A 16,305-nucleotide genomic window follows, 5' to 3' on the forward strand; every position below is an offset into this window, starting at 1 on the left:
CGTTCACAATCCGGTGCTTGATCTCCGACACCGCTGCCACGCCCCGGCCGGGGCGCACCGTCCTGCTGCTGTCCTGCGGCGCGTTCTTCAGCGGCGCCGCGCTGCGCATCTGCGATTCGCTGCTGCCGCGGCTCGCGCGCGACTTCGACATCACTGCCGGCATGGCCGGCCGCGTCATCATCAGTTTTTCCATCGCCTACGGCCTCATGCAGCTCGTGTTCGGGCCGCTGGGCGATCGTTACGGCAAGGCGCGGCTGGTGAACCTCGCCCTGGCCGGTTGCGCCGCGGGCGCGCTGGCCTGCCTGCTCGCGCCGGGGTTCGACGCGCTGGTCGCCTTGCGCATCCTGTGGGGCATGGCGGCCGCCGGCGTCATTCCGCTCTCGATGGCGCTGATCGGGGACATGGTGCCCTACGAGGAGCGCCAGGCCACCCTCGCGCGCCTGCTCACGGGGCTGCTGTCGGGAATGATGGCCGGCCAGCTGGCGGGCGGCCTCTTCGCGGATTCGGCCTGGGGCTGGCGCGGTGCATTCGGCACGCTGGCCGCCGGGTATGCGATCGTTGCCGTCCTGTTCGCGGCGAACGTGCCCACGACCAGGGCCGCGATGAATCCGACGGCACGCCTGGCCTTCGTTTCGCAATTGCGCTCCGTCCTCGCGGTGCCTTGGGCGCGGGTGGTGCTGGTGTCGGTGGCGCTCGAAGGCGCATTCCTGCTCGGGCCGATGACCTACCTGCCCGCCTTCCTGCACGTCCGGCATTCACTGTCGCTCTCGGCCGCCTCGGCGCTGATCGCGCTTTACGCGGTGGGCGGGCTGGTGTATGCGATGACCGCCAGGCAGATCGTGCGCGGCTTCGGGGAGCGCCGCATGGTGCTCGCGGGCGGCGTGCTGATGGGGATCGCTTTCCTGGGCCTGTGGCTGTCACCGTGGTGGATCACGGCCGGGCCGCTCGCGTTGCTGCTCGGCTTCGGCACCTACCTGTACCACAACACCTTGCAGACGCACGCGACGCAGATGGCGCCGGCACCGGCGCGCGGCACCGCCGTGGCGCTGTTCGCCTTCTGCCTGTTCGTCGGCCAGGCGCTGGGCGTCAGCCTGTCGGGCTTCGCGCTCGACAGGCTGGGATTCGCACCGCTGCTCGCGGTACCCGCGTTCGTGCTTGCCGTCGCGGGAACCTGGCTCGCGCGGGCGATGGCAGCCCGCGCGCAGCCCTGACCCGCTCAGCTCGTCGGGCGGTCGCTGCTGCGCTGATGGCGCTTCTTGCCCGCGGCGCGCGCTTCTTCGCTGCTGAACTGGTGGGCCCGACCGCATGCGTGCGCGGCCCGGCCACCCATGCTGGCGATCTCGCGCTTCTTCTCGGGCGACATGGCCGCGAAGCCGCGCAGGCGGCGCTCGGTCGGGGTGACGGAAGAGGTCGTCGATTCGGTGGTCGTGGCGGCGTTGAGGCTGTTGTCCTGCATGGTCGAGGCTCCTGTTGAACGAGCCGCCATGCTGGCCCATGCTCTGCCTTGTTCCCTGTAGGACAAGGCCCTGCTCTGCTGTCGGCGTACAGCCCCGTTGCACAGCTACCTTTCGGGGTACATGTGCATGAGTACAGCCCTGGCCATCCGTTCCAGTTCGCGAGCCAGCGGCTGCACGAGGCGTTCGGGGCCTTGCGTGCGCGCGGCATTCCAGTAGCCGCCCAGAATCGGGCGCTCCGCCTGCACGCGGGACGTCACCTCCGGCTTCCAGCGCGCATCGACCTCCGGCTGCCCGCGTGCCCAGTGCGCCACGGCGATGTAGCGCAGCAGCGCGGCCTCCAGCAGGGCTTCGAGCATGTCGTCGCTCAGTTGCACGATGGTGGCGCCGGTGGGCGAAGCGCGATTGCGCCACGCCGCCGCGATGAAAGCGGCGCCGCCGCCGACGAGCGCGCCCAATGCGGCGGCAGCGCCAAGCGTGAGCCCGCCGGCGAGCAAGTCCACCGAGGCACCCATGGCTGCACCGGTGGCCGCGCCCGCCATGCCGGCCTGCGGCGCATCGACCGGTTGCTGCACGACGAAGCGCTCCTCCAGCCGGTGCTCGAGCGCATCGGCGGTCACTTCGTCCATGACGTGGATGCGCCGCAGCTGCGCGGCCGTCGACGATGCGGATTGCTCCAGCTGCCTGACGAGCCGCTCCATGGCCGCCTGCCGCGCGTTGGCTTGCGATTCGCGTTCGGCGGGCATCAGGCTCCTCACGGACAGCGTGCCCGCCAGCACCTCCTCCGTCTGGCGCGCGGCGAACAGCAGGTGATCGGCAATCGCCACCATGGATCGGTGCAGCCGCTCGTCGTTCACCGCGTTCCATGCACGCACGACGTGCTCGAAGCCGCTGCGCCGCTCGGCCGGCAGGGCATCGGCGATGGCTGCGAGGAACACGCGGTCCTGCGCCCAGCAGCGCCCGAACTTCTCGAAGGCGAGGCCGCTGCCCGCGCCCATGTCGATCTCGACGGCGGGCTTGCCCAGCCAGCGCAGGAGCGCACGCGCGCGTTCGTCGTCGCCCGGCTGGCCCGCCAGGTGCACGATGACATCGCACTCCTCGCGTGCCCGTGCCAGGGCCGGGTGAACGGCAGGCCCGTCGTCGCGGCCGGCGAGACGCAAAGCCGAACGCACGCGCATCAGCCAGCCGCGTTCTTGCGGTGGCGGCGCGTCCTGGGCCGGCGCTTCGACCAGCGGCACATCGACCAGCGTCATCACGTCGCCGGCCGGCGAGCTCACCAGCACGGGCAGGATGTCGCGATCGGGCGCGATCGCTCGCAACAGCCGTTGGCGGTCGTCAGCCCGGTGGGCGAGCAGCCCGAGCTGGACACGCGTGGACGACAGCATGGCCACCACGCGTGCGAAATACGGCTCGTGCAGGTCGATCCGGAAGGCGCGCGCCAGGCGCGACTCGCGCCATGCCGCAAACGTCGCGAGAAGGAGCCGCGGCAGGATCACCACGGAGACGAGCAGGCCCACGTACATCCATACCCACGGCGCACCCACCGGCGCGCCGCCTCCGTCGCTGAAGCGCATCTGGGCCACGTCGACCACGGTGAAGGTGTCGACCGGCAGGACCAGCAACGCGGGCAGGCGCAGCACGTTCAGGATCGCGTAGACCTGTGCCGGCCCCAGGAACGTGCTCTCCCAGCCGACGCGGTACTCGACCACGAGCCCGCGCACGACCAGGGAGAGGATGACGCCCAACGCCCAGCCCGCGGCCGACAGGTGCAGCACGCGCTTGACGCGCTCGATGTGCAGGGACTGCGAAGCCTTGAACCAGTCCAGGTGGAAGCGCACGGCCGCCTGCATCGCGGCGTCGCCTTCGCGGCGGCGCAAACCCGGCACGCCGGCGCTCCAGCGGCCGACGTGCGCCACCCAGCTGCGTCCTCCCTTGCGGCGCGGCCAGACCGCGCTGGCGAACAGGATGAGGTACATCGCGAGGTTCCAGGCGACGATGCCCAGCAGCGGCAAGGACACCAGGTCCACGCGATGCGGGTTGCCGATCGCGTCCGTGGCCACGCCCGTCACCAGGGCAGCCAGCGGGACCAGCCATTCGAGCCAGGACTGCCAGGGGCGCGGCTCCTGCAGCGCGGCCAGCCACGGGTGGTGCACTCCCACCGCGGCGAGTACCCGTTGCGCCCGCAGGTGGATGAACTCTTCCGCACCGAGGCTCGCGCCGGCGGGCGCATGCAGCGCGTCCTGCCGCACGCGCAGGTCGACCTGGTCGCTTTCCGCCGGCGCGATCAGCCGCCCTTCGCTGTCGGTGGCCTCGATCGCCCGCGCGAGCAGGACGCGCCGCGCGGCGGCCTCATCCATGGCTGAGTCGGGTCATGGTCCGATTATGTTGTGTCGCGGCCTTTTCCGACGCACGGATGCGCCCGACGAGACTAGCTTTCGGGCGTGGACAACTGCCCCGAGGCGCCGATCCTGCTGGTGGACGATGAGCCCGCGAACCTGCTGGCGATGGAGGCCGTCCTGCAGGGATTGGGCGAACCGGTCGCGCGCGCCAGCTCCGGCGAGGAAGCGATGCGGCAGTTGCGCGACCGCGATTTCGCCGCGGTGCTGCTGGACCTGCACATGCCGGGCATGGACGGCATCGAGACCGCGCGGCTGATCCGCGCGCAAAAGCGATCGCGCGAGACGCCGATCCTGTTCATCACCGCCGACGCCTCGGAGCTGTGGGCCACCGAGGCGTACTCGCTGGGCGCCGTGGACTTCCTGGTCAAGCCGTTCCGCACGGCGCCGCTGCTGTCGAAGCTGCGCTTCTTCATCGAGCTGCACCGCAGCCGGTGCGAGCTGCACGATGCCGAGCGGCAGGCCGTGCAGGACCGCGTGTTCCTCTCCGCCGTGCTGGAGGCCGTGGAGGACGCGATCGTCGCCTGCGATGCCGAGGGCCGGCTCACGCTGGTGAACCGGGCCGCGCGCGATTTCTTCGGCCTGGCCGCCACCGGGCTGCCGACCGAGAACTGGCCGGAAGTCGCCGTGTTCGACCATGCCGACGGGCGCCGCATGGAGCGGCACGAGATGCCGCTGCAGCGTGCGCTCAATGGCGAACACGTGGACCAGGCGGACCTTGTGATCCGCGTGGCCGGTGCGCAGCCCCGCCCCGTGACCGCGAGCGGCCAGGCCCTGCGCGACGAGACCGGCGGCATGCTGGGCGCGGTAGTGTCGCTGCACGACATGTCGGCGTCGCACGAGGCGGCGCTGCTGCGCGAAAGCCGTGAGCGCCTGCGCGAGAGCGAACAGCGCGTGCGGATCGCGACCGATGCCGCGGGCCTGGGCATCTGGGTGTGGGACCTGTCGGACGACAGCGTGACGTTCGAGAGCGAACGCGTGTACGAGATCTTCGGCCTGCCGCACGAAACCGCGCCGATCAAGGCCGGCGCCTTCGTCAACACCCACATCCACCCCGACGATGCGCCACGGTTCATCGACGCGATGTACGAGAAGCCGCCGGGCGATGGCCGCCTGCGCATCGAGGGACGCGTGCGCCGTGTGAGCGATGGCGCGGAGCGCTGGATCGAATTCACCGGCATGCGCGTGCAGGGGACGGACGACGGGCCGGGGCGCGTGCTGGGCACGATCGCCGACGTGACGGACCGCAAGCGTGCGGAGGAAGATCTGCGCGAGAGCGACCGTCGCAAGACCGAGTTCCTCGCGACCCTGGCGCACGAGCTGCGCAACCCGCTCGCCCCGATCAGCAACGGCCTGCATCTGTTGCGCCTGGCGGGCGACGACCACACGCGCGAGAAGGCGCGCGAAATGATGGATCGTCAGCTGCGTCACCTGGTGCACCTGGTCGACGACCTGCTGGACATCGCGCGCATTTCCAGCAACAAGGTGGAATTGCGGCGCGAGCGCCTCGAGCTCTCGCCCGTGCTGGCCGGCGCGGTGGAAACCAGCGCACCGCAGATCAGCGCCGCCAACCACACCCTGGACGTGCGCCTGCCCGATCACCCGCTGGTGGTGTTCGGGGACGCCACGCGGCTCGCGCAGATCGTGAGCAACCTCCTCAACAACGCCGCCAAGTACACACCCCACGGCGGGCGCATCGAACTGTCCGCCGTCGAGGAGGATGGCCAGGCCGTGATCCGCGTCAGGGACAGCGGGATGGGCATCCCGCAGGAGGAACTGTCCAAGGTGTTCGAGATGTTCACGCAGGTGGGGCGCAACGTGCATCGGGCGCAAGGCGGGCTCGGCATCGGCCTGGCCCTCGTGAAGCGACTGGTGGAGCTGCATGGCGGCACCGTCGAGGCACGCAGCGAAGGCGTGGGCCGGGGCAGCACCTTTGCCGTGAGGCTGCCGCTCGCGCAGATGCCCTGGCCTGCGGCCGACGAGGCCCCTCCGCGTTCCCTCGAGGGCGACAAGCCCTGCCCGTTCCGTGTGCTCGTGGTGGACGACAACGTGGACGCGGCCGAGAGCCTGGCGGCGCTGCTCGAGATCGAAGGCCACCACGTCCGCATCGCGCACGACGGCGGCACCGCCATGCGCGTGGCCGCGGAGTTCCAGCCCAATGTCGTCTTCCTCGACATCGGCATGCCCGGCAAGGACGGCTACGAGGTTGCCCGCGAAATGCGCGGCCATGCCGCCACGCGCAACGCCGTGCTGGTCGCGCTCACCGGCTGGGGCGCCCAGGAAGACCGCGCGCGATCGCGCAACGCCGGCTTCGACCACCACCTCACCAAGCCCGCAGGCCTGGAGTCCGTCGAAGCGCTGCTCGCGCAGATTGCCGGGCGCAGCAGCGATGCCGAACAGGAAGGCAGCGCGGCCTGAAGCCGCTAGCGGCCCCTGTCGTGTTCGCCGCGCTCGCCGCGCTCCTCGCGTTCACCGCCGCGGCGCCCTTCCCTGTGCTCCGGCCCGCGCCCGTGCGGCTCAGCCTGTCCGGTCGCGGGCGGGGGTGGATGCTGCGGGCGACCCACCGGTTCGCGCGGCTGGTAGCCGTAGTGGTTCTGGCGGATCGACTGCTGCTGCTCGATCGCGCGCGGGTAGCGATCACCCCGGTACTGCCGCTGGTACTGCGGCAGCGGCGCCGGTGCGGGCACCGCATGGCGGTCCCAGTGGTTCCATCCACCGCGCTGGCGTTCCCATTGCGGACCCCAGTGCTCGCCCCAATGCGGAGGCGCGTTGCCGGCCCACTGGCGGAAATAAGGCGGCGGATGCCGGTAGTACCGCACCGGGATGCGCAGCACGTACACGGGCACGTATTCGGGCAGCACCAGCCGCCACGGGCCGTCGTACCACTCGCTGGCATACCAGTTGTCGTCGATGAAAACCCAGTACAGGCCGTCGTAGAAGAAGTAGTTGGCCGGCGCGCGCGGGTCCCAGTAGACGGGGTAGCCCGGGATGGGCACCAGCTGCGGATAGGCGGGCACGTTGATGCCGATGCTGACGCTCACCTGGGCTTGCGCGGCGGGCACGAGGGACAAGGCCAGTGCGGCGGCAACGAGAAGTCTGCGCATGAGGAAACCCCCAGTCCCCACCAGCATACGTCAGTGTCGCGCGCGCGTGCGCCACGGCAGCAGCATGGACACGCGCTTGCGGTAGTCGGCGTATGGCAAGCCGTAGGCATTCGTGAGATCGCGCTCCTCGAACCGGATTCCGGCGAGGATGTACGCCGTCATGCCGATCGCGAAGACCAAGTGGCCGATGGTCATCAATGGCGTCGCCCAGAAGGCCACCAGGAAGCTGGCCATCAGCGGATGGCGCACGTGGCGGTACACCCAGGCTTCCCTGAAAGGCACCGGCTCGTACGGCCGGCCGCGCAGGAACAACCAGACTTGCCTGAGGCCGAACAGGTCGAAGTGGTCGATGAGGAACGTCGATGCCAGCACCATCGCCCAGCCGAGCCAGAACAGGCCGACCAGGACCGATCGCTGCCAGCCGCCGTTGAAATTCCAGAGCGCAATCGGCACCGGCTGCCACAGGGAGAAGACGGCCGCGAGCGCGATGCTCGATGCGAGCACGTAGAAGCTGCGCTCGGCCGCTACCGGCAGCCAGCGTGTGAGCCGGGCCTTGAACGGCGCGCGTGCCATCACGCTGTGCTGCAGTCCGAAAAGGAGGATCAGGCCGGCATCGAAGAGAGCGGCCCGCGGCCAGGGCTCGGGCATCGCGCCGGAGTTGATCGACTTCAGGAACCCCAGGTCGCCGACGAAAACCACGCCCCACAGGACGACCGCGGCAAAGAACACGTACGACGCGAGGCCGAAGACGAAGACCAGCAGCCGTTTGAGCATGCGCGTGAGCCTACGCGCGTCCCTGCGTCAGCGCAACTTGCGCGGCGGCAGGCCCGTGTGCTGCGTGAGCAACGTGCCCTTCCTGGGCGTGGAGTTCTTGCGCCGGGGGCTGGCGTAGCCTCCGCCGGTGACCGGCTGGAAAGACGGCACCAGGTGGTGCTTGCCGTTGCCGATCAGGTCGGCCCGGCCCATGGCCTTCAACGCTTCGCGCAGCACCGGCCAGTTGTTCGGGTCGTGGTAGCGCAGGAAGGCCTTGTGCAGGCGACGCCGGCGCTCGCCGCGCACGATGTCGACACCGTCTTCCGGGTTCAGCTGGCGATGCACCTTGCGCAGCGTGTTGCGGCCCGTGTGGTACATCGCTGTTGCCGTGGCCATCGGGCTGGGGTAGAAGGTCTGCACCTGGTCGGCGCGGAAGCCGTTCTTCTTCAGCCACAGCGCCAGGTTCATCATGTCCTCGTCGCTCGTGCCCGGGTGCGCGGCGATGAAGTACGGGACCAGATACTGCTTCTTGCCCGCCTCGGCGCTGTACTTCTCGAACATCGCCTTGAACCGGTCGTAGGTGCCGATGCCCGGCTTCATCATCTTCGACAACGGCCCCTGCTCCGTGTGCTCGGGCGCGATCTTGAGGTACCCGCCGACGTGGTGCTGCACGAGCTCCTTCACGTACTCGGGCGACTCCACGGCGAGGTCGTAGCGCAGGCCCGAGCCGATCAGGATCTTCTTGATGCCCTTGAGCTCCCGCGCTCGGCGGTACATCTTCACCAGCGCCGAATGATCGGTGTTCAGGTTCGGGCAGATGCCCGGGTACACGCAGGACGGCTTGCGGCACGCCGCCTCGATCTCGGGCGACTTGCAGCCGATGCGGTACATGTTGGCGGTCGGGCCGCCCAGGTCGGAGATGACGCCGGTGAACCCCGGCACCTTGTCGCGGATCTCCTCGATCTCGTGGATGACCGAGTCTTCGCTGCGGCTCTGGATGATGCGGCCTTCGTGCTCGGTGATCGAGCAGAAGGTGCAGCCGCCGAAGCAGCCGCGCATGATGTTGACCGAGAAGCGGATCATCTCCCACGCGGGGATCTTCGCGTCGCCATAGCTCGGGTGCGGCGCGCGCGCATACGGCAGCCCGAACACATGGTCCATCTCCGCCGTCGTCAGCGGAATCGGCGGCGGCGTGAGCCACACGTCGCGATCGCCATGCGCCTGCACCAGCGCGCGCGCATTGCCGGGGTTGGTCTCCAGGTGCAGCACGCGGTTGGCGTGCGCATAGAGCACGGCATCGGACTTCACCTGCTCGTACGACGGCAGGCGGATGACGGTGCGGTCGCGATTGAGGCGCTTGCGGTTGTCGATCAGCTGGACCGGCTGCGCGCCTTCACCCGTCGCGCAGCTCCTGTCGGAGATCGTCACGTAGGGATTGACGTGATCCTCGACGCGTCCGGGCTGGTCGACCTCGGTGGAGTCGATCTCCATCCAGCCTTCGGGCGTCTCGCGACGGATGAAGGCCGTGCCGCGCACGTCGGTGATCTCATGGACCTTCTGCTTCGCGCCGAGCCGGTGGGCGATCTCCACGATCGCACGTTCGGCATTGCCATACAGCAGGATGTCGCCCTTGGCATCGACCAGCAGCGAGCGGCGCACCTTGTCCGACCAGTAGTCGTAGTGCGCGATGCGGCGCAGGCTCGGCTCGATCCCGCCCAGCACGATCGGCACCTCCGGGTAAGCCTCGCGGCAGCGCTGCGAATACACGATGGACGCGCGATCGGGCCGCTTGCCGCCGGCGTCGCCGGGCGTGTACGCGTCGTCGCTGCGGATCTTGCGGTCGGCCGTGTAGCGGTTGATCATCGAATCCATGTTGCCGGCCGTGACGCCGAAGAACAGGTTCGGTTTGCCGAGCGCCTTGAACGGGTCGGCACTCTGCCAATCGGGCTGCGCGATGATCCCCACCCGGAAACCCTGCGCCTCGAGCGTGCGGCCGATCACGGCCATGCCGAAGCTCGGGTGGTCCACGTAGGCGTCGCCCGTGACGATGATGACGTCGCAGCTGTCCCAGCCGAGCTTGTCCATTTCCCGCCGGCTCATCGGCAGGAAACCGGCCGTGCCGAAGCGGCTCGCCCAGTACTTGCGGTAGCTGGTGAGCGGCTTCGCTGCGCGGGCGAAAAGGGAAACGTCGACGGGGGCGTTCATGGACTCTCGGGGGAACCGCGCATTCTACGTTTGCGCCTCCCCGAGAGCCCCTCGCAGGGGTATTGCCTCAGGGCTTGCGCATCAGCTGCCCGCGGATCTCGCCGCCGGGGTACTGGGCCGTGTGGATGTTCACGTAGTACAGGCCCGCGGCGAGGTCGCCGTACTGCGCCTGCGTGAGCTTCGCCTTGCCTTCGGCCGCATTGGCGTTGGCCACGCCCGCGAACGGCACCACCACACCCGCGTTCTGGCCCTTGGCGGCCGGGCCGTGGATATGGCCCATCGTCGCCGGTCCCGTGAGCCCGCTGTACGAGACCTTCCACGTCAGCTCGTTGGTGCTGGGGTCGACGCGAACTTCGGCCGTGCCCTTGCCCTGGCTATTGGCGGCGGGCGGCACCTCCTCGGCGGACGACAGCGTGGCGGTGTAGACCTGCACGTTCGAAGGCGTGCCCATCATCATGCCGCCCATGCCGCCGCCCTGGTGCGCACAGCCCGCGATGCCGAAGATGGCGATGGTCGCGAGCGTGGAACGAACGAATGTCTGGCGATTCATGGCAGGTTCTCCTTGTTGGTGACCATGGGAGTGCCATTGTGGCCACCGCCACGAACGCGAGTGCAAGGGGGCAATCCCCAGCGCGGCGCCGGAATAAATCAGGGCTTGCGGGTGTTGCCGCGCGCAGCGTCGAGCTCCCACGGGCTGGCTTCGACATTCGGCCCGTCGGGATAGGCCTCCTTGCCCTTCTCGATGCCGGGTTTCGGCGGAGCACCCGGCACCCCAGCAGGAACGTCGAGCGCGGCGTCGTCCAGGATGTCGTTGCCCGAGGGCCGCTCCTGGCCCACGGTCTCGCCCAGCGTCGTCTTCGTGGGATCGCCGTCGTGGTTCTCGTTGCCGCCGCTGCCGGGTCCGCGGCCGATGCTGGTGCTGCTCATGCGTGCCCCTTTTTCGATGATCGCGGATCCATGGTGGAGCGCGCCCTGGCAGGCGGATGCAGGCAGCCGCAGCGCGGCGGTGTAGTCTTGCTCCGTCATCGCCTCATCAGGAGATTTCCATGCCCGGCTACACCACCTTGCGCATCGACAAGGACGCTTCCAATCCGCGCATCGCCCGCCTGCTGCTGGACCGGCCCGAGCTGCTCAACGCGATCAACGACGACACGCCGCGCGAACTGCGCGCGGCCGTCGAATGGGCCAATGCCGACCCGGAAGTGCATGTCATCCTCGTCGAAGGCGCGGGCAAGGGCTTTTGCGGTGGTTACGACCTCACCCAGTTCGGGGAAGGCGAAATCGACCATCCCTGCCAGCAGGAGCGCCACCCGTGGGACCCGATGGAGGACTACGCCTTCATGAAGCGCAACACGGAGGACTTCATGAGCCTGTGGCGAAGCGGCAAGCCGACGATCGCGAAGGTGCACGGCCACGCGGTCGCCGGCGGCAGCGACATCGCGCTGTGCTGCGACCTGCTCGTGATGGCCGAGGACGCGCGCATCGGCTACATGCCCACGCGCGTGTGGGGCTGCCCGACCACCGCGATGTGGACCTATCGGCTCGGGCCCACGCGCGCGAAGCAGCTGATGTTCACCGGCGACACGATCGACGGCCGCACGGCCGCCGAATGGGGCCTGGCCAACGAAGCGGTGCCGCTCGCGCAGCTCGAGGAGGCGACGATGAAGCTGGCGTCCCGCATCGCCGGCGTGCCGCGTGGGCAGCTCGCGATGCACAAGCTGGTCGTCAACCAGGTGATGCTCGCGATGGGCCTCGAGCAGAGCCAGCAGATGGCCACCGTGTTCGACGGCATCACCCGGCACAACCCGGAAGGCCTGTGGTTTCGCCGGTATGCGCAGGCCGAAGGCTTCAAGGCCGCGGTGCAGTGGCGCGACAGCGGGAAGCCGATCCCGGAAGGCGACGAGGCGCGAGCGATGATCCGGGAAATGAACGCCAGGCGCCCTTGACTTGTCACCCCGGCGCAGGCCGGGGTCGCTGGCGATAGATCGGTCGCGCGGGTGATGATGCCAACGACCCCGGCCTACGCCGGGGTGACAATCGGCGGCAATTCGACGCCCAGCTTCTTCGCCCAAGGCTCCAGCGCCGGCATGATCGACGCGTGCAGCACCACGCCGCGCTCGCGTTGCTCGCGGGCCAGCGCCATGCCGCGCTCGCCCGGCAGGCGCACGGCCTCACCCGCTCGCGCCGGACGCGAGGCATGGCAACGCCGGGCGACCTCGCCGATCTGCCGCTCGAAAGCATCCGACCCTGCAAACGCGCTCGTGGCCATCATCTGGATGAACACGGTCGCGCCCCAGCCCTCCCTCGCATCCGCGCGGCCGTGGCCCGCCAGGCCACCGGTGAGCGCCTCGACCAGCAGCGACAGCCCGTAGCCTTTGTGCCCGGAATCCATCCCGCCCAGCGGCAGGATCGTGCCTTTCGGCTCCTTGAACAGCACCGCCGGGTCGTCGCTCGGCCGCCCTTTGCCATCGATCAGCCACGGCGCCGGCAATTTGCCGCCTTCGCGGTGCAGGCGCGCCGTGAGGCCGTTGGTCGTGGCGGAAGTCGAGATGTCCACCAGCACCGGATCGGCGCCGGTCGGAATGCCAGCGGCGAGCGGATTCGGCGTGAACACCGGATCGAGCCCGCCGAAGGGTGCGACGCTCGCGGAGTTCGGGTCCGAGCACGCGAGCAGCATCACGAAGCCGTCGCGGGCTGCGCGTTCGAGGTAGGCCGCCAGGCACGCGATGTGATGGCTGCGGCGGATCACCACCGTGCCGGTGCCGTACCGGCGCGCACGCTTCGCGCCCTCTTCCATCGCTCGCAGCACGAGCCACGGCCCGGGCAGGCGCCGGCCGTCCCAGGTGAGCGCGGCCGGCCTGTCGGCGATCACCCGCGGGTCGCCCTCGCGCGTCATGGTCCCGGCTTCGAGTTCGTTCAGGTAGGGCGCAAGCAGCTGCAGGCCATGCGTGGTGTGGCCCATGAGGTCGCCTTCGACCAGGATCGCGGCCACGTCGCCCGCCTTGTCGTGCGGCAGTTGCGCCGCCTCGAGCAGCTGCTGCGCGAAAGCCTGCAGTCGCGAAGCATCGAATCGCGAAGTCACGCCGCCGCCGCTCCTGCGCGCGGCCCGCGCACGGCCCGCATGACGACAGGCGCGAACCACACGACGATCGTGAGCGCGGCCAGCCCCAGGGCGATCGGCCGCGAGAAGAACGCGCCCAGGCTGCCGTTGCTCTTGATCATCGAGGTGATGAAGTTCTCCTCCAGCATGCCGCCCAGCCCCACGCCGAGGATGGCAGGCGCGATCGGGAAGCGGTTCGCTTCCAGCACATAGGCCACCAGGCCCGCGACCAGCATCACGCCCACCTCGAACACCGTGTTGTTGATCGCGAAGGTGCCGACGATGCAGAACAGCAGGATGATCGGCATCAGGATCTCGCGCGGCACGTGCAGGATGCGCTTGGCGACCTTGATGCACAGCACGCCCAGAGGCAACATGATGAGGTTGGCGACGATGAACAGCAGGAACACCGCATAGATGTTCTGCGGGTTGGTCGTGAAGAGCGTCGGCCCCGGGTTCATGTTCTTCATGTACAGCACGCCGATCACGATGGCCGTGATCGAATCGCCCGGGATGCCGAACACCAGCGCAGGAATCCACGCGCCCGCAAGCGCGCTGTTGTTGGCGCTGCCCGATTCCACGATGCCTTCGACGTGCCCGGTGCCGAATTTCTGCGGCTCCTTCGAGAACTTCTTGCTCATCGCATAGGACATCCAGGCCGCGATGTCCGCACCTGCGCCGGGCAAGGCGCCCACCAGCGTCCCGAGCGCGCTGCCACGAATGATCTGCTTCGGGTACTTCTTGGCGAGCTCCCACTGGCCCTTGAAGACGTTGCCGACCTTCTCGACGACCAGTTCCGCCGGCGGGCTCGTGTCGACGACGAAGCGGATGATCTCCGAGATCGCGAACATCCCGATCATCATCGCGATCATGCCGATGCCGCCCGTCATCTCCGCGTTGCCGAAGGTGAAGCGCGGGTAACCCGCCGGGTTGCCGAGGCCGACGCAGGCGACCAGCAGGCCCAGCAGCAGCGTGACCACGCCCTTGAGCGGCTCGTTCGATGTGATGAACACGGCGCAGGTGAGTCCCAGCAGAACGAGCCAGAAGTACTCGAACGAGCTGAAGTTCAGCGCGAACTCCGCCAGCACCGGCGCGGCTACGATCAGCACCGCCGTGCCGAACAGGCCGCCGACCGCGGAGAACACCAGGCCCGCGCCGAGCGCCAGCTCCGCCTGCCCTTTGCGCGTCATCGCGAAGGCTTCGTCGGTGTATGCGGCCGACGCCGGTGTGCCCGGGATGCGCAGCAGGCAACCGGGGATGTCGCCCGAGAAGATCGCCATCGCCGTCGCCGTGACGATGGCTGCGATGGCCGGGATGGGCGCCATGAAGAAGGTCACCGGAACCAGCAGCGCGGTGGCCATCGTGGCCGTGAGGCCCGGCACCGCGCCGACGAAGAGGCCGAACAGCGAGGCGAAGATCATCACCATCACCGTGTACGGCTCGAAGACCATGGCGAACGCCTGGCCGACTGCATGCCACATGGTCAGTCCTTTCTCACCAGGCGATCGGCGTGAGCAGGCCCCAGGGCAAGGGCACGCGCAACAGCTTGTAGAACGCGAAATGCACGGCCAGCGCGGCGATCACCGCGATGACGACCGCACGCGTCGGCGGGACGCGCAGCACGACGAACAGCGACGAGAGGATGATCACCGCCGTCGGGATGAAGCCGATCCTGTCGGAGGCGGCGATGTACAGCACCACGCCGCCCGCCAGGATGGCGAACGCCGCGATGTGCCGCGGCGAGTTCACCCAGTCGTCCCACTGCAGCCAGGGCTGCTCGGCGCGTTCGCGCCAGCCGCGCACGATGAGGATGACACCGCTGAGGCACAGCCCGCAAGCGATGAGGCCCGGAAACAGGGCCGGCCCCACCGGCTGGCCCGGGATCCTGGGGAAGCCCTGCACCGCGAACAGCACGAGGCCGCCGAGGGCCGCCAGCAGCAGCCCGAATACTGCGTCGTTGAGTTTCACTTCGCGATGCCCACGGCCTTCATCGTCGCGCCGAGATCGGCGTCGGACTTCGCCATGAATTTCGCGAAGTCGTCGGGTCCGGCGTAGATCACGCCGAAGCCGCGGCTGGCCATGAAATCGGTGTACTCCTTGCTCCCGGCGATCTTGCGGATGGCGGCGACGAGCTTGTCGCGCGCATCGTTCGGGATGCCCTTGGGCGCGACGATGCCGCGCCATGCCGCCATGGTCCAGTCGCTTCCGATCGCCGCCTTCAGCGTCGGCACCTGCGGGTACAGCGTGGCACGCTTGTCCGCCATGATCGCCAGGCTCTTCACCTTGCCCGCGTCGATCAGCGAACGCGCTTCCGGCAGCGAGCACGGGACGATCTCGACACCGCCGGCCACCATGTCCTGCAGGCCGGGCGCGGCGCCGTTGCTCGGCACCCAGGGCACGGAGGCCGGGTCGATCTTCTGGTCACGCAGCAGGCCTGCGATCGCGAGATGCCAGATGCCGCCCTGGCCCGTGCCGGAGGCCTTGAACTTGCCGGGGTTCGCCTTGATCGCCGCGAGCAGGTCCTGCACCGTCTTGTACGGCGCATCCGCGCGCACCTGGATGCCGGCGGGGTCCGCGTTCACCAGGCCGATCGGCGTGTACGACGCGCCGTTGAGCTCGGTGAGGCCCTGCCAGTGCATCATCGAGATTTCCACCGTCGCCATGCCGATCGTGTAGCCGTCGGGCGGCGCGGAGGCGATCGCCGCATGACCCACGACGCCGCTGCCGCCCGTGCGGTTCACGACGTTCACCGGCTGACCCAGTTCCTTCTCGAGCAGCGTGCCGATGATGCGCGCCGTCGCGTCCGTGCCGCCGCCCGCACCCCAGGGCACGATGAGTGTGATCGGACGACTGGGATAACCCTGCGCGAAAGCCGGAACCCGCTCAGGGTGAACCATGAAACGCGGCACGGGACTACAGCACGTCCGCGCGCCCCACCCCAAAGTGGCTGAAGGCCCGCGGCAGTTCGCGGGTCGTCGTAAGGAGATCACCATGGCCCAGCAAGACGACATGAACCGCGAACAACAGCGCAAGCAGCAGGAACAGGACAACGCGATGCGCCGGCAGGACAGCAGCCAGCAGGGCCACAACCCGCAGGCCGGCAACCAGCCGGGCAGCAACCAGCAGGGCGGCCAAGGCCAGCGCCAGCAGGAACAGGACAGCCAGCAAAGGCAGCAGGAACAGGGCAACCAGCAGCAGCGCCAGGACCAGCAGCAGCAAGGGTCAGGGTCGGGCAGCTCCAGCACGGATCAGAGCCGCAACCGCTGACGGGTTGATGCGCGGGCATGCACAAT

Annotated in this window: 15 protein-coding genes; 4 read left to right on the forward strand and 11 right to left on the reverse strand. The window is 69.0% G+C overall.

What is annotated here, in order from left to right; translation table 11 throughout:
* Nucleotides 1–17 precede the first annotated feature (17 nt).
* Nucleotides 18–1,211 (forward strand): MFS transporter, encoded by a 1,194-nt coding sequence (locus tag AC3EF3_RS09970; RefSeq protein WP_488531997.1) that lies wholly within the window; start codon nucleotides 18–20, stop codon nucleotides 1,209–1,211.
* Nucleotides 1,212–1,216: 5 nt separating this feature from the next.
* On the opposite strand, the gene AC3EF3_RS09975 is transcribed toward AC3EF3_RS09970, so the two are convergent.
* Together AC3EF3_RS09975 and AC3EF3_RS09980 are read right to left on the reverse strand one after the other, a co-directional pair.
* Nucleotides 1,217–1,456 carry a KGG domain-containing protein gene (locus tag AC3EF3_RS09975; RefSeq protein WP_488531998.1) on the reverse strand — a complete coding sequence of 80 codons (240 nt, stop codon included), beginning with the start codon at nucleotides 1,454–1,456 and terminating at the stop codon, nucleotides 1,217–1,219.
* A 105-nt stretch (nucleotides 1,457–1,561) separates the two neighbouring features.
* Nucleotides 1,562–3,811: a DUF3482 domain-containing protein gene (locus tag AC3EF3_RS09980; RefSeq protein WP_488531999.1), complete on the reverse strand. Its 2,250-nt coding sequence runs from the start codon at nucleotides 3,809–3,811 to the stop codon at nucleotides 1,562–1,564.
* 84 nt (nucleotides 3,812–3,895) lie between these two features.
* Here AC3EF3_RS09980 and AC3EF3_RS09985 point away from each other — a divergent pair, with 84 nt between their 5' ends.
* A complete protein-coding gene (locus tag AC3EF3_RS09985) occupies nucleotides 3,896–6,268 on the forward strand; it encodes a hybrid sensor histidine kinase/response regulator (RefSeq protein WP_488532000.1) in 2,373 nt (790 codons plus the stop codon).
* A gap of 5 nt (nucleotides 6,269–6,273) precedes the next feature.
* On the opposite strand, the gene AC3EF3_RS09990 is transcribed toward AC3EF3_RS09985, so the two are convergent.
* The 5 genes from AC3EF3_RS09990 to AC3EF3_RS10010 form a co-directional block, all read right to left on the reverse strand.
* On the reverse strand, nucleotides 6,274–6,954 hold the full coding sequence (locus AC3EF3_RS09990) for a hypothetical protein (protein ID WP_488532001.1): 681 nt from the start codon (nucleotides 6,952–6,954) through the stop codon (nucleotides 6,274–6,276).
* A gap of 30 nt (nucleotides 6,955–6,984) precedes the next feature.
* The gene (gene mddA, locus AC3EF3_RS09995; protein ID WP_488532002.1) at nucleotides 6,985–7,728 is read right to left on the reverse strand and encodes a methanethiol S-methyltransferase; all 744 of its coding nucleotides are present in this window, start codon (nucleotides 7,726–7,728) and stop codon (nucleotides 6,985–6,987) included.
* Between the two features lie 27 nt (nucleotides 7,729–7,755).
* Nucleotides 7,756–9,912 (reverse strand): YgiQ family radical SAM protein, encoded by a 2,157-nt coding sequence (locus tag AC3EF3_RS10000; protein WP_488532003.1) that lies wholly within the window; start codon nucleotides 9,910–9,912, stop codon nucleotides 7,756–7,758.
* Between the two features lie 67 nt (nucleotides 9,913–9,979).
* Nucleotides 9,980–10,462 (reverse strand): CHRD domain-containing protein, encoded by a 483-nt coding sequence (locus AC3EF3_RS10005; RefSeq protein WP_488532004.1) that lies wholly within the window; start codon nucleotides 10,460–10,462, stop codon nucleotides 9,980–9,982.
* Nucleotides 10,463–10,560: 98 nt separating this feature from the next.
* Nucleotides 10,561–10,938, reverse strand: a complete 378-nt coding sequence (locus AC3EF3_RS10010) for a hypothetical protein (protein ID WP_488532005.1) — start codon at nucleotides 10,936–10,938, stop codon at nucleotides 10,561–10,563.
* Nucleotides 10,939–10,958: 20 nt separating this feature from the next.
* Between AC3EF3_RS10010 and AC3EF3_RS10015 the strand changes: the two genes are divergently transcribed.
* Entirely contained in the window at nucleotides 10,959–11,858 is a 900-nt protein-coding gene (locus AC3EF3_RS10015; RefSeq protein WP_488532006.1) for a crotonase/enoyl-CoA hydratase family protein, read from the forward strand.
* A 74-nt stretch (nucleotides 11,859–11,932) separates the two neighbouring features.
* Here AC3EF3_RS10015 and AC3EF3_RS10020 read toward each other — a convergent pair whose 3' ends face one another.
* From AC3EF3_RS10020 to AC3EF3_RS10035, 4 genes are read right to left on the reverse strand one after another with little or no spacing between them, the layout of a single operon-like run.
* A complete protein-coding gene (locus tag AC3EF3_RS10020; protein ID WP_488532007.1) occupies nucleotides 11,933–12,994 on the reverse strand; it encodes an Ldh family oxidoreductase in 1,062 nt (353 codons plus the stop codon).
* A complete protein-coding gene (locus AC3EF3_RS10025; RefSeq protein ID WP_488532008.1) occupies nucleotides 12,991–14,493 on the reverse strand; it encodes a tripartite tricarboxylate transporter permease in 1,503 nt (500 codons plus the stop codon). The genes AC3EF3_RS10020 and AC3EF3_RS10025 overlap by 4 nt, the downstream gene beginning before the upstream one ends.
* Before the next feature lie 13 nt (nucleotides 14,494–14,506).
* Nucleotides 14,507–14,980, reverse strand: coding sequence for a tripartite tricarboxylate transporter TctB family protein (locus tag AC3EF3_RS10030; protein WP_488532009.1), 474 nt, complete (start codon nucleotides 14,978–14,980; stop codon nucleotides 14,507–14,509).
* Nucleotides 14,977–15,909 carry a tripartite tricarboxylate transporter substrate binding protein gene (locus AC3EF3_RS10035; RefSeq protein ID WP_488532010.1) on the reverse strand — a complete coding sequence of 311 codons (933 nt, stop codon included), beginning with the start codon at nucleotides 15,907–15,909 and terminating at the stop codon, nucleotides 14,977–14,979. Before AC3EF3_RS10035 ends, AC3EF3_RS10030 begins: the two co-directional genes overlap by 4 nt.
* 94 nt (nucleotides 15,910–16,003) lie before the next feature.
* Here AC3EF3_RS10035 and AC3EF3_RS10040 point away from each other — a divergent pair, with 94 nt between their 5' ends.
* Nucleotides 16,004–16,279: a hypothetical protein gene (locus AC3EF3_RS10040; RefSeq protein WP_488532011.1), complete on the forward strand. Its 276-nt coding sequence runs from the start codon at nucleotides 16,004–16,006 to the stop codon at nucleotides 16,277–16,279.
* Nucleotides 16,280–16,305 lie beyond the last annotated feature (26 nt).

The organism is Ramlibacter sp. GS1-15 (assembly GCF_057785015.1).